The sequence below is a fragment of the Mannheimia haemolytica genome (assembly GCA_900638155.1).
GTDB classification, from domain to species: domain Bacteria; phylum Pseudomonadota; class Gammaproteobacteria; order Enterobacterales; family Pasteurellaceae; genus Mannheimia; species Mannheimia glucosida.
In genome coordinates, this window is sequence record LR134495.1 from 380440 (window position 1) to 394853 (window position 14414).

Here is a 14414-nt window from a genome sequence, read left to right on the forward strand (position 1 = left end):
GTTATTTTCCAGCATAATTCTGCAAATTATAATACCGCTAACGCCGCCTCATAATCCGGCTCTTGTTTAATTTCCGGCACTAATTCGCTGTGTAATACCTTGTTGTTTTCATCTAACACAATTACTGAACGTGAGGTTAAGCCTGCCAACGGACCTGAAATAATATCTACCCCCAGTTTGTTGTGTAAATCACGATGACGGAAACTGGATAACACTTTGGCATTTTCAATCCCTTCCGCTCCACAGAAACGTGCTTGAGCAAAAGGTAAATCCGCTGAAATGCAAAGGACAACCGTATTCGCTACATCAGCCGCTTTTTGATTAAACACACGCACAGAAGTGGCACAAATGCCGGTGTCAATACTTGGGAAAATATTTAACACTTTACGTTTGCCGTCAAAATCGGAAAGCGAAACATCACTTAAATCACTGTTGACTAAAGTAAAATCGGCAACCACATCGCCTTTTTGTGGAAATGTGCCTGCAACATCAATCGGGTTTCCTGCTAAAGTCACTTTACTCATTTTTTTCTCCTTATCAATAAACAAGCGGTTTAAATATACCGATTTTTTGCAAAATAGGAAACTATCAATTTAATGCGGATAGCCTTTAGAAACTAGCCTTATTTTGCTATACTCCTAGACAATTTATTTTTAAGGTTATTCCATTATGTTAAAAATTTTTCGTATTTTAATTGTTGCCCTTGCCGCTATTTTCATTTCTATTTTTGGCACTATTTATGCGTTACTGCGTTTACGTCACCCAAGTAGCGTGGGTGTGGTAGCTCGTTGGTTTGGTGCTTTGCATAAATTAGTCGGGTTGGAATTAATTACCCGCAAAAAGCCGGAAATTAACTATCCGGTTGTCTATATCGGCAATCATCAAAACAATTACGATATGGTGACGATTTCCTCAATGGTGGCAGAAAAGACGGTGAGTATCGGCAAAAAAAGCCTGATTTGGATTCCGTTTTTCGGTTTGGTTTACTGGGCAACCGGCAATATTTTTATTCACCGTGAAAAGCGTTCCAGTGCGATTGAAACAATGAATAAAGCAGGGCAAATCGTGAAAGAACGCAATGTGTCGGTGTGGATGTTCCCAGAAGGCACTCGTAGCCGTGGGCGTGGTTTACTGCCATTTAAAACTGGTGCATTCCATTTAGCCATTTCTGCTGGCGTGCCGATTGTGCCGGTAGTTTGCTCTAATTTACACAATAAAGTCGATTTAAACCGCTCAAATAACGGCACAGTAATCTGTGAAATGCTTGATCCGATTGATACTTCAGGCTATTCGCGTGAAAACGTCAAAGAGCTAATGGAAAAGTGTCATCAAATTATGTTGGCAAAATTTGAACAACTTAATCAAGAAGTCGAACAGTTAGAAAACACTGAAAAAAACGCCTAATATGAAAAAACAGATCACCCGACGCCAATTTTTACAAGGCTCTGCCCTTGCGGCTGCATTTGCAACAGTGCCAACACCGCTATTAGCAGCAGAGCGACCGCAACTGAACATTCCGCCTTTAATGGATATTGGGCGAGGAAAGCCAGTTCGGTTGGATTTACGCCCTGCACAAACCCAATTTGATAAAGGCAAATTGGTTGATGTATGGGGTGTGAACGGGCAATATCTTGCCCCGACTGTGCGGGTGAAATCAGGCGATTTTGTTAAATTAACCTATCTCAATAATTTACCGCAAAAAATCTCAATGAATATTCAAGGATTGCAAGCCTCGAGTGAGATGATTGGTTCGGTACACCGCTCTCTGGAGCCGAAAAGCAGTTGGTCGCCGATTGTTTCTATTAGCCAACCGGCTTGTACTTGTTGGTATCACGCCGATACGATGCTCAACTCAGCGTTTCAAGTATATCGAGGCTTAGCAGGTTTATGGCTGATTGAAGATGAACAGAGTAAAAAAGCTGCTTTACCCAATAAATATGGCGTAAACGATATTCCGTTAATTCTGCAAGACCAGCTTCTCAACAAAGACGGCGTGCAGGTGTTAGATAAAAACACCCCACACTTTTTCGGTAAGCGATTATTTGTCAACGGGCAGGAATCCCCTTATTTTAACGTGCCTCGTGGCTGGGTCAGATTGCGGATCGTCAATGCCTCACTTTCCCGTGCTTATGAATTACGCTTAGATAACAAGCAGCCGTTGCACCTAATCGCCACCGGCTTAGGAATGCTGGCAGAGCCACTTGAAACCGAATCGGTTCAACTTGCACCGAGTGAACGAGTGGAACTGTTGGTCGATTTAAGCGAAGGGAAAGCGGTATCGCTGATAAGCGGTCAAAAAAGAGATATTTTTTACAAAATCGGGCAGGTCTTTGCCAATAACGATGAATTAAATGATAACGTGATTTTAGAGCTTCGCCCTGAAGGAATGGCAGCGGTATTGAATAATAAACCGAGTTTACCGGCTTTCAACTTAGAGGAATTTAACCTGAAAATCAGCCAAGAGAGACGTTTTGCCATTCGTCCGGCTGATTATTTAATCAACCAAAAGCGGTTTGACCCAAAACGCATTGATTTTACCGCGCAAAAAGGCAGCGTTGAGCGTTGGTATTTACATAGCACACAAGCGGTCGGATTTACGCTACAAGGTGCAAAATTCATTATTGAAACCCAAAACCGCAAGCAATACCCTATCAAACAACTTGCTTGGCGGGATACCGTTTGGCTTGAGGCGGAGCAAGAAATCACTCTGTTGGTTCGCTTTGATAATACTGCCCCCGAGCAACTGCCATTTACCTTTGGTGTGAGCGATTTTATGCTGCGTGATAGAGGTACGATGGGTCAATTTAGCGTAATTGAAAATGGACAATAACCGGCTGATAAGCGATAATGCCCCATAATTTTGCCCATAAAAAGGAAAATAGAATGAGCCAAGAATTTTTAGATTTTGAATTGCCGATTGCTGAATTGGAAGCCAAAATCGAGTCTTTAAGAGCAGTCAGCGAGCAAGATGACAAAATTAATCTTGATGATGAAATCAAGCGTTTACAAAAGAAAAGCGAAGAATTAACCAAGAAAACTTTTGCCAATTTAGATGCGTGGCAAATTTCCCGTATGGCTCGCCACCCAAATCGTCCATACACGTTAGATTATATTGAGCATATTTTTACCGAATTTGACGAACTGGCAGGCGACCGTGCCTTTGCCGATGATAAAGCGATTGTCGGTGGCATTGCCCGTCTGGACGGACGTCCGGTGATGGTTATCGGTCATCAGAAAGGTCGTACCGTAAAAGAGAAAGTGAAACGTAACTTTGGTATGCCCGCTCCTGAAGGCTATCGCAAAGCGTTACGTTTAATGGAAATGGCAGAACGCTTTAATATGCCAATCATCACCTTTATCGACACACCGGGAGCTTATCCGGGCATTGGTGCGGAAGAGCGTGGTCAGTCAGAAGCGATTGCCCGTAACCTGCGTGAAATGTCACAGCTTTCAGTGCCGGTAATCTGTACTGTCATCGGCGAAGGTGGCTCAGGCGGTGCATTAGCGATCGGTGTAGGCGATAAGGTCAATATGTTGCAATATTCAACTTACTCGGTAATTTCACCTGAGGGCTGTGCTTCTATTCTGTGGAAAAGTGCTGATAAAGCCTCCACGGCAGCAGAAGTAATGGGCTTAACCGCTCCTCGTTTAAAAGAGCTTGAGCTGATTGATAACATTGTGCCGGAACCATTAGGCGGTGCTCATCGCAATGTTGAACAAATCGCCCAAAACCTTAAACAGCGTATTGTTGAAGATTTGGCAGAGTTAGATCAACTTAATAAAGAGGATTTACTGGAACGCCGTTATCAACGCTTAATGAATTATGGTTACGTCTAATTCAATTTCACCCTACAAGCGGTAAGATTTTTGTGAAAATTTGCAAAATCTTGCCGTTTTACATTAAAGGGGACTCATCAGAAAATAAAGGTGATGGTGATGGTGCCGACTACCGGAATCGAACTGGTGACCTACTGATTACAAGTCAGTTGCTCTACCTACTGAGCTAAGTCGGCATATTGAATGGATAAGAGAACGAGGCGGGATTATAGAGATTTCTTGATGAGCTTCAAGTCCTTGCAACTTCAAATGACGAAAAAACAACACATATTGAAACTTTAAAGGAGTGAATGAATGAAAAACATACTATCCATACAATCGCACGTTGTCTACGGCTATGCCGGCAATAAGGCTGCAACTTTTCCTATGCAGCTGTTAGGTGTTGATGTATGGGCGTTAAATACCGTACAGTTTTCCAACCATACCCAATATGGAAAATGGGGCGGTATGGTGATGCCAAAAGAACAAATCGGTAGCATTGTTGATGGCATTCACAATATCGGTGAACTGCATCGTTGCGATGCCGTACTCTCTGGCTATATCGGCTCGGCAGAACAAGTAGCCGAAATTATTCAGGCTTTTCATAAAGTGAAAGCAGAAAATCCAAACGCAATTTATGTATGCGACCCGGTAATGGGACACCCCGACAAAGGCTGCATTGTGGCAGACGGCGTAAAAGAGGGATTGATCAATCTGGCAATGGCACAAGCCGACATTATCACACCAAATTTAGTGGAATTAAGAGAATTAACCGGTTTAACGGTGGAAAATTTTGAGCAAGCGGTCGAGGCAGTGAAAGTGATTTTAACCAAAGGCCCGAAAAAAGTATTGGTTAAACATTTAAGCCGAGTCGGCAAAGAGAGCAACAAATTTGAAATGCTGTTCGCCAACCAAGATGGCATTTGGCACATCAGCCGCCCACTCTACCAATTTGCCAAAGAACCTGTCGGTGTAGGCGATTTAACCGCAGGGCTATTTGTGGCGAACTTATTAAATGGAAAATCCGATCTAGAAGCCTTTGAACACACTGCAAATGCGGTCAATGAGGTAATGGAACAAACTGCTAGATCAGGGCTTTATGAGTTACAAATTATTGCTTCTCGTGATCGGATTGTTAATCCACAGTGTAGTTACCAAGCTGTAAAGATTGCCTAATTAAATGAAGTATAAAATAACATTATTATCTCTATAACTATAAAAAAACGGGCGTATAAACGCCCGTTTTGTTTAAAAAGATTCAGTTAGAAATTAATTCTAATCCCAGCAGTCACAACGTTGTTGTGACCACTATTTTTTGCGAGTTTAAGGTCGTAATTCACATATAAGGAAGCATTTTTATTTACTTCCGCCAATGCACCAATCCCTACCCACGTTTTATGTTTTACAAGCCCAATACCTTTTACGTCGAATTTTGCATCTTGTAAACCTGTATAACTTGCTTTAAAGCTAAGATCTTCTCGATTAAACGCTTTTTGATGATTTACATAGCCTTGGAAAGTCGTTTTCATCCCAGCTAAATTCACCTCTAAAGATGTTCGTAAACCAATCAATCCGCTTGTTTGTTTATAGGTTACTTTGTCCGCGGTGAGACCAAATTGACTGTTTTGCTCACTGAATGCGCCACGTCTGACAACATCATGACTAAAACCGACAAATGGAGTTAACGCAAAGCGACCTTGCTTGAAGTCATAGCCTGATTCGACATAAGCAGAAAACACTCTGTCTCGGTGGTTGATTTTTGCTGTACTTGCGTTATTATCCGCCAAAATAATATGACGCTCTACATCTGAATCAACACTGCCATAACCGGCTCGACCTTGTAAATACCAAGGTGTTTTATGCTTATTGCCTATACGGGCATATAATGATGCACCTATTCCATCTGCTTTTGAACTACCGCCATAACGATCGAAGTTCACTTTTGCTTTAGAATAATTAAGTGCCGCACCTAAAATTACATGGTCTGTAACTGGCTTATCAAAACCTATTTGGCCAGCATAGGTATTGGTTTTACCTTCACCAAACCCTATTTCTTTTAGAGTACCGTTCCCATAAATACCCGTTACCCACACACCAGCAGTCTCACCTACATTATCCAGCGTTCCTAACATTACAAGACGATTAGAGAGATCTTTATTCACTGTTTCTGAATTTTCAAAAGTAAGCGCTTGCGCAGACGCATAAATTTGACCAGATAAGCTATCTAAAACCACACTTTGCGTATTGATGTTTGCAATACTGTTTTGTAAAGTAGCCGCTTGTTGTGCGAATTCATCATTTGTAGCATTTGTAGAACCATTATTTCCTTCAATTTGGTTATCCAATGCCGAAAATGAGCTCTCTAAAGCAGTCGCGACATTTTTCCACATTGCATCACCAGAGGTGTTTTCGTTTACATAGTCTGCTACATTTTTCCGGCTAACTGTTGCTTTTACTTCATTCTCATTGGTTTTTTCCGCCGTCGCAGTTAATAACCCTGAGGTTTCTATTGCAGCAAAGTTACCCTTAATTGCGGAATCAGAAGTAATAGCACTCATTGATAAACCTTTTTGGGTCACATACTGAGCTTTACCCTCTTTTACCGCAGCTAGTGATAAAGTAGAGCCGTTTAAGTCAACTTCTCCTTTTACATTTAAGTTTGAACCTAAATCTGACACTAGCGTACTTTGTGCTGAAGCAACGTAAGCTCTCTTAATCGTAGAATAACCCTGGTTGACAACTGTACCCTCGTTATTTACGCCATTTTCTAACGTGGTATTATTGACAACCAATGTACCACTTGGAGATACGTTTACTTTAGACACATATTTTTTACCGTTAATAGTGACAGCACCTTCATTGAGTGTTGTATCCCCTTCAAAAGTACTAGCACCCGATAAAATTAATTCACCTTGGCCATTTTTCACCAAGCCTGCATCACCGTTAATATTATTGGAAAACTCATAGCTTCCATTTGGAATATTTACAGTCACGTTATCGGCTAAAGCGAGTCGTTTATCAAAACGCGCAGGACCATTAGTGGCTTTTTCAATATTAAGTAAACCCCATCCATATACATCATCAACTCCAGGAGCGCCGATATCGGTTGCCGTCGAGAGAATAGATTGTTTGATAAGGTTACCATCCATCCAAGGATATTTTTGTTTCACGAGAGCTGCTGTACCCGTAACGGCTGGAGCTGCAAAGGATGAACCACTAGCAATAATGTTTCTACCTCCTAAATTAAAGATGTAGTCACCCATTGCGGTAACGGTCCAATTTTTTGCCACACCGGCTTGAGAATATGGCAATAAATTGCTCCATTCAAAGTTACCCAATCCCTGATTAGTTCTGGTTGCTACCGCAACAACAGAAATCCAACCTTTTTCCAAGTCAGCTTCATAATGAGGTAAACCAGCTTGGAGTGATGGATCGAGATCACCACGGTTATTCCCCGCAGCCCAGACAAATAAGCCCCCCTCTTTTACTTTATCCTTATAGAATTGCAACACATTACTATCAAATTGGTGTAAATAGTAATAGTGTGAGTTTCTATTGTTATTAAAATAAGTAAGAGGCTTTGGAATACCGTATGATTGGTTAAAAATACGGGCTCCCCTACTCCATAAGTCATAATAAATTGGAGCTGTTGCGGATAATCCAGTACCCGCATTTGTTATTTTGGTAATATCCGCAAGTAATAACGTTGACTTAGACGCTACTCCATTGCGAGAGTTCCCTCCCCCAACCATTTCTGCGACCTCAATACCATGTGTCGCAGAAGCCGGGGCAGTGCGGCCTGTTTCAATAATAACAGCGCGATTACCAAATTTTTTGAGTATATCGTCCTGCATTAAATAGTTTTTAAAACCACTATCTAAAATACCGACCTTAACGCCCTCACCTGTTAACTTAACATTTTGTTTGTTATTAGGATCATCAATGTTGTAACCACGAGAGCGGTCATTCCATCGAATACCTACATTGGGTACACCAACGGCTACAGGTTCAGGATGAAGATTTACCGGTGTTGTAGGCCTAATGATAACTGGACGGGTGTCATAAATTGGCGATTCAATGACAGGTTTGTTATCTGTAATTGGATTAGGCTGTGTATCAGTGATGGGTTTATTATCAACTATTGGTTGGACTGGCGGATCCATAATTGGGTTGGCATCAATAACCGGTTGAGTTGGCGTATCTACAACGGGTTTATTGGCAATCGGTGTCGGCTTATTTACAATTGGTTTGTCTACAACGGGGGTATAAGTAGTACGAACGGTTGTTCTTCCATTACTCGTTGTATAAACTTTTGTAACTGTAATGCCATTAACTGTTGTCGAAACAGTTCTGGTTGTTACACCTGTATTGCTACCTGGATAATACCACGACGAATAACCATTACGGCTATTCGATGTATAGTAGCCCGAATAGGTCGGTGCATATTTATAGTAACTATAATAACTATCCGTGGCGGAAGGATAATATCTTGTTCTACTTGCAAGCTGATCTGAAAGTTCAGTTGCGTTAACCTCTGGCGATAAGGCTAATATTGTTGCTATTGCAACAAAATAATTTCTGTTTTTCACCTTTTGGTTTCCTTCTAATAAATACAAAGATACTCTTGTTTATTTCAAATCTACTACGGATCCTTAATAGACTTGTAAAAACAAGAGGCAGAGATTAGAACAAAAATCAAAATTAAAATCAAGAAAAGGAAAATGGTAATTATTTGTGAATTTATCTATAAACTTAGATAGACTGAGGGGCTATCCTAAATAAAAAGCCCCTCAAAAGCTGTTGATAATTTGGAAAATGATTTTTAAGGTTAACTATTGCCCATAATACGCATTTGCGCCATGCTTACGCAGATAGTGCTTATCTAATAATTCCTGTTGCATTGGGCCAATTTGTGGACAAATTTGATGGCTAATAAAATTCATATAAGCCACCTCTTCTAATACTACAGAATTATGCACCGCATCGTGTCCATCTTTTCCCCAAGTAAATGGGCCGTGTGAATGTACCAACACACCTGGAACTGCTTTAGGCTCAATGCCTCGAGTTCGGAAAGTTTCGACAATCACCTTTCCGGTTTCCAGCTCATAACTGCCGGCAATTTCCTCTGCGGTCATTTTGCGAGTGCAAGGAATCGCACCGTAGAAATAGTCGCCTTGAGTCGTACCAAGTGCCAATAAATCACATCCGGCTTGCGCCCAACCCACAGCATTGCGAGAGTGGGTATGCACCACGCCGCCAATATCTGCAAATTGACGATACAATTCAAGGTGGGTATCGGTATCGGAAGAAGGTTTTTTATCTCCGTAAACTCGATTACCTTGTAAATCAACCAATACAATGTCTTCCACCGTCATCGCATCGTATTCTACGCCGGAAGGTTTGATGGCGACTAAACCGGTCTCACGGTCGATTTCACTTACGTTACCCCAAGTGAAAGTTACCAAGCCATACTTCGGTAATTCTAAATTGGCTTTTAACACACGCTCTCTTAAGGCTTGTAATGCAGGGGTTAATTCAGTTAATTGCGTCATAGGGTAAATCCTCCTTCTTGCATTTTTTGTTCGATCCAACGGCGGGCGTTGATGATTTCAGTAATCGGCTCTTCGGCTTTTTCCGTCCACATTTCAATTAAGAATGCGCCACGGTAATTCAGTTCGGCAAGGGTTTTAAAACAAGCGACGAAATCGACGCAACCATCACCAAATGGCACGTCACGGAACTGCCCTTTGCAGGTTTCAGTCACTTTGTAAGTGTCTTTTAAGTGAATGGCAGAGATTTTGTCGATGCCGAGTTTCAGCTCTTCCGCCACATTGTCGTTCCACGCTGAGAGGTTGCCTAAATCCGGATACACGGTAAACCACGGTGATTTGATGATCTCGTCCCATTTTTTCCAGCGGGAAATCGAACTCATAAATTGGGTGTCCATAATCTCTACCGCAATGGTGACTTGGTTGCTTGCTGCCAGCTCCACCGCCCATTCTAAGCCTTGTTGGAAGCGTTGGATTGTGCCTTCGTCCTGCTCTTCGTAATAGACGTCATAACCGGCAAGCTGAATGGTGCGAATGCCGAGATCGACCGCCAGTTGAATCGCTTTTTCCATAATTTCATAGGCTTTTTGGCGGGTGGCTTCATCACGGGAACCAAACGGGAAACGGCGATGACCGGACAAGCACATTGACGGAATGGTCACGCCGGTGTTGATGATGGTTTTCACCAGCTTGGCACGTTCTTTTTTGCTCCAATCAAGGCGAGCTAAGCGTTCGTCCGTTTCGTCAATCGACATTTCCACAAAGTCAAAACCGCAGACTTTGGCGATAGAAAGGCGGTCTTGCCACGAAATGTTTTTCGGCAAGGCCTTTTCGTAAATACCCAGTTTATGTTTTCTCATAGTTTTCCCTTGAAGATGATAAGTAAAATTTTGATTAAATTTGACCGCTTGCACAGGCTAAGCCAAGATAATATCCAGGCCTTTGTTTCTTAATGCTTGGATAATAGTCGGATCCGCCTCTTTGCCGGTAATCAATAAATCAATTTTATCGAACTCTTTAAACAGCATACCGACTTTTTTGCCGAGCTTGGTGCTATCCAATAACACCACATAACGTTCTGCGTGCTTGGCCATTTGTTGCTCGGCATTGGCAATAATCATATCGGTTTTAAATAATCCTTCGGAGGTTAAGCCTTTGCCACTGGTAAACATGGTGGTAGCAGCATAAGTCATCTCATTTTGTATGTTGAGCGAGAGCATCACTTTCTTATGTTTATTATATTGCCCGCCCATAATCACTACATCATCGTGGCAACCTGCAATCAACTGGTTTGCAAGCGGTAGATAATTGGTAATAATTTGCAATTTTCTACCACATAATACTTCACCGAGCATTTCCATTGTGGAACCACACGTCAGAATAAGACTTTCCCCATCTTTACATAAACGACCGGCAGCTTCCGCTATTCTACGTTTCTCCTGCGCATTGTTAGTTATTTTGTGTGCTGTAAAAACTGTAGGAGCTAGAATTGCTTCTGCTCCGTTTCTAACCTTTTTTAATTTACCTTGACCATCTAATTTACTGATATCACGTCTTGCTGTTGCCGGAGAAATATTTAACAGCTGCATAATATCTGCTGTTGAAAGTGCTTTCCGCTCTTCCAACAGGGCTAATAACTCTTTGTGTCTATAACTTTCGTTCACTACTTTATCCCATTACTAATCACTACTGCTCCATAATGAACTTGCTAAAACGCCACTCTCCAGTGAGAGTGGCGACTGCTCACCTATAGCATGGATTTAAATTGAATATTTGGCTCTTGCTCGAAGCAGTCATCAAAGCCGCGAGGGTGATGATATTCAATTAAGTCTTTATCACGTGGGTAAACATATTTGCCGCCCACTTCCCAAATAAATGGGTGGAATTGGTATTGTAAGCGATCTTTACGCATACGCCATAAATCAATAATTTCTTGCGTACTTGCCATAAAGTTTGTCCAAATATCATGGTGAACTGGAATAATCACTTTACAGCGTAAGCATTCCGCCATACGTAATAAATCAACTGAAGTCATTTTATCCGCAATACCAACCGGGTTTTCGCCATAGTTATTCAGTGCTACGTCAATATCAAATTGCTTACCGTGTTTAGCGAATTGGATTGAGTAGTGAGAATCTGCACCGTGATAAATCGTACCGCCCGGGGTTTTGAACACATAGTTCACCGCTTTGCGTCCCATTTCTTCATCTGATGGGCATAAGCCTGCAAGTTCTCCGCCACGTTCTTCTGCACCTTCTACCGGTAAGGTCACTAAACAAGTACGGTCAAATGAATCTAGGGCGTGAATTTCTACATCTTTTAATTTCACTACATCGCCCGGTTTTACCACAATGATACGCTCTTCCGGCACGCCCCATTTTTTCCATAATTCTGCACAGTGCCACGGGCCGACAAATTTAACGTGGTCTAATTTCGGGTTATTGCAAATAGCCGCTGCCACGTTTACATCAATATGGTCTGAGTGATAGTGAGAAGCGAGAATGAAGTCCACTTCGTTAATCGCAAACGGATCTAACACCATCGGTTGAGCTCGTAGATTAGGCTGGAGCTTACGCACCCCTGCCATATTTGCCATTTGATGACCACGCACCATATCTTTTACTTTCTTGGTGGATTTACCACGACCGCACCATAAATCCATACAGATATTCGCACCAGCTGGGGTTTTAATCCACACACCGACACAGCCTAGCCACCACATTGCAAAATTGCCTTCCGGTACAACTTCTTCTTCAATTTCTTCATTCAACCAAGTACCCCATTCAGGGAAAGTTGAAAGGATCCAGCTTTCACGAGTGATTTCTTGAATTTTGCTCATAATAGTCTCCTGATTTACGCTAAAATAAGAACAATGTAATCAAAACAAATCATAAACAATCACAAAAAATTGTACATCTTTTTTATTCAAAAATGTGATCTATGTCTAATTTTTTATGCTTCACTGGTAAAAATTTATTTTAATAAATTGATTAAAATACCATTTATTTAGCATATATGAGCTAATTTAAAGAATAATCTTTAATAATCACGAATAAATATATTTTTCTGCCCCCATGACGAGATTATAAAAATAAAATGTGATCTCGCTCACAAATAATTAAAAATAATCTTTTTTAATCTTTTTCTAGCGTTTATCATTAATTCCGACAACTTCTCTGAAGTTTTTTAGTTCTATTAATCTCTCAACAAAGAGGCCCCCTATGGACTTTTTAACCGAAATTCTCCTTTTCTTAAAGGATCAAGTGCTGAATAAAGCACCCTTCTTACTAGGTATCGTAGCTTGCTTAGGTTACATTCTTCTTAAAAAAGACACTTCTACGATTATTAAAGGAACAATTAAAACAATTGTCGGTTTTATGATTGTACAAGCCGGTTCTGGTTTCTTAGTAACCAACTTTAAGCCGGTTATTGATGGCTTAGCTAAATATCACCAACTTACCGGTGCAGTAATTGACCCTTACACCAGTATGCAATCGACCATTCAAACAATGGGCGAGAACTACGCTTGGGTCGGTTATGCCGTAATCGGAGCGTTGTTCCTCAATATTCTATTAGTGGTATTCCGCCGTTTAACCGGTATCCGCACCATTATGCTCACCGGTCACATTATGTTCCAACAAGCAGGCTTGGTAGCGGTGTTCTATATGATCATCGGAGCGTCAATGTGGGAGACCATTATCTACACCTCAGTATTGATGGCTCTTTATTGGGGTATTTCGTCTAACATTATGTATAAACCAACCCAAGCGGTAACAGGCGGTGCAGGCTTCTCAATTGGTCACCAACAACAAATTGCTTCTTGGATTGCAGTCAAACTCGCACCAAAACTTGGCGATAAAGACGATACTGTAGATAAAATGAAATTGCCTAACTGGCTCAATATTTTCCACGACAGTATTTCTGCAACCGCATTAGTAATGACCATCTTCTTTGGAATCATCTTACTTTCATTCGGCTTAGATAACCTCAAAGAACTTGCCGGCAAAACCAACTGGTTTATGTACATTTTAGAAATGGGCTTGAAATTTGCGGTGGCAATTCAAATCATCGTAACCGGCGTACGTATGTTTGTAGCTGAGCTTTCAGAAGCCTTCAAAGGTATTGCTGAACGCTTAATTCCAAACTCAGTATTAGCGATTGACTGTGCCGCTATCTACGCTTTCTCGCCAAATGCGATGGTATTCGGCTTTATGTGGGGGGCTATCGGTCAATTTGTGGCAGTAGGCGGCTTGCTTGCAGTAGGCTCACCAGTGCTTATTATTCCGGGCTTTATCCCGATGTTCTTCTCTAACGCAACCATTGGTGTTTTTGCAAACCAATTTGGTGGTTGGAAAGCAGTAATGAAAATCTGTTTTGTGATGGGTATTATTGAAGTGCTTGGCTCAGCTTGGGTTATTCAAATGCTTGCTTCACAAGGCACAACCTTTAACGGTTGGATGGGTATGGCTGACTGGGCATTATTCTTCCCACCAATCCTACAAGGTATTATCAGCATTCCGGGCTTCTTCTTTGTAATTGTGGCAGCAGCAATGGTTTATATGTTCTTCGCATCTAAACAACTTCGTGCCGAAGAAGCAGAAGCGGCAGCTCGTGGCATTACACTTGAACAATTAGACGGCTACGGCTTAGATGAAGTAAAAGCAGAACCAAAAGCGGAGGCAGTAGTACAACAAGCGGTCGAAAATGCCGAAAATTCTGCAAACCCAATCCGCATTCTAGCGGTGTGTGGCTCTGGTCAAGGCTCATCAATGATGATGAAAATGAAGATCAAAGGCTATCTCGACAAACGTGGTATTCCGAATATTATGGATTCCTGTGCGGTAACTGATTACAAAGGCAAATTAAGCGAGGTTGATATTATTGTCTCCAGCAAACATTTAGCCAACGAAATCGAAGTACCGGAAGGCAAAGCGGTATTAGGTGTACAAAATATGCTAAATCCAAACTCATTTGGTGATGAATTAGTTGAGCTAATCAATCAGCATAATGCAAAATAAGTAAGTTTAGGGGTGAATAATCACCCCTATC

11 protein-coding genes and 1 tRNA gene are annotated in these 14414 nt (G+C 41.5%); 5 read left to right on the forward strand and 7 right to left on the reverse strand.

The features are described 5' to 3' along the window. Positions 1 to 26 precede the first annotated feature (26 nt). The gene (gene tpx / locus EL242_RS02045) at positions 27 to 524 is read right to left on the reverse strand and encodes a thiol peroxidase (RefSeq protein WP_126301308.1); all 498 of its coding nucleotides are present in this window, start codon (positions 522 to 524) and stop codon (positions 27 to 29) included. A 145-nt stretch (positions 525 to 669) separates the two neighbouring features. On the opposite strand from tpx, the gene EL242_RS02050 reads away from it, so the two are divergent. The 3 genes from EL242_RS02050 to accA are packed head-to-tail and all read left to right on the forward strand — an operon-like array spanning position 670 to position 3837. Beyond that, positions 670 to 1404, forward strand: a complete 735-nt coding sequence (locus tag EL242_RS02050; protein WP_126301309.1) for a 1-acylglycerol-3-phosphate O-acyltransferase — start codon at positions 670 to 672, stop codon at positions 1402 to 1404. A gap of 1 nt (position 1405) precedes the next feature. Continuing rightward, entirely contained in the window at positions 1406 to 2830 is a 1425-nt protein-coding gene (locus EL242_RS02055; RefSeq protein WP_126301310.1) for a multicopper oxidase domain-containing protein, read from the forward strand. A gap of 53 nt (positions 2831 to 2883) precedes the next feature. Next, complete coding sequence (accA, locus tag EL242_RS02060; protein WP_126301311.1) at positions 2884 to 3837, forward strand: acetyl-CoA carboxylase carboxyl transferase subunit alpha; 954 nt, start codon at positions 2884 to 2886, stop codon at positions 3835 to 3837. Positions 3838 to 3937: 100 nt separating this feature from the next. Here accA and EL242_RS02065 read toward each other — a convergent pair. Beyond that, positions 3938 to 4013 (reverse strand) — tRNA-Thr (locus EL242_RS02065). Positions 4014 to 4131: 118 nt separating this feature from the next. Between EL242_RS02065 and pdxY the strand changes: the two genes are divergently transcribed. Further along, positions 4132 to 4992: a pyridoxal kinase PdxY gene (gene pdxY / locus EL242_RS02070; RefSeq protein ID WP_126301312.1), complete on the forward strand. Its 861-nt coding sequence runs from the start codon at positions 4132 to 4134 to the stop codon at positions 4990 to 4992. An 86-nt stretch (positions 4993 to 5078) separates the two neighbouring features. Here the strand turns inward: pdxY and EL242_RS02075 are convergent, their stop codons facing one another. The 5 genes from EL242_RS02075 to ulaG form a co-directional block, all read right to left on the reverse strand. Then, positions 5079 to 8405: an autotransporter domain-containing protein gene (locus EL242_RS02075; protein WP_126302694.1), complete on the reverse strand. Its 3327-nt coding sequence runs from the start codon at positions 8403 to 8405 to the stop codon at positions 5079 to 5081. 243 nt (positions 8406 to 8648) lie between these two features. After that, complete coding sequence (locus EL242_RS02080) at positions 8649 to 9368, reverse strand: L-ribulose-5-phosphate 4-epimerase (protein ID WP_126301313.1); 720 nt, start codon at positions 9366 to 9368, stop codon at positions 8649 to 8651. After that, positions 9365 to 10225, reverse strand: a complete 861-nt coding sequence (locus EL242_RS02085) for an L-ribulose-5-phosphate 3-epimerase (protein WP_126301314.1) — start codon at positions 10223 to 10225, stop codon at positions 9365 to 9367. The genes EL242_RS02080 and EL242_RS02085 overlap by 4 nt, the downstream gene beginning before the upstream one ends. 57 nt (positions 10226 to 10282) lie before the next feature. After that, positions 10283 to 11029, reverse strand: coding sequence for an HTH-type transcriptional regulator UlaR (gene ulaR, locus EL242_RS02090; protein ID WP_126301315.1), 747 nt, complete (start codon positions 11027 to 11029; stop codon positions 10283 to 10285). Positions 11030 to 11112: 83 nt separating this feature from the next. Further along, positions 11113 to 12204, reverse strand: a complete 1092-nt coding sequence (gene ulaG / locus EL242_RS02095) for an L-ascorbate 6-phosphate lactonase (RefSeq protein WP_006253601.1) — start codon at positions 12202 to 12204, stop codon at positions 11113 to 11115. A gap of 382 nt (positions 12205 to 12586) precedes the next feature. Between ulaG and EL242_RS02100 the strand changes: the two genes are divergently transcribed. Then, the gene (locus EL242_RS02100; RefSeq protein WP_040080535.1) at positions 12587 to 14383 is read left to right on the forward strand and encodes a PTS ascorbate-specific subunit IIBC; all 1797 of its coding nucleotides are present in this window, start codon (positions 12587 to 12589) and stop codon (positions 14381 to 14383) included. Positions 14384 to 14414: the final 31 nt, after the last annotated feature.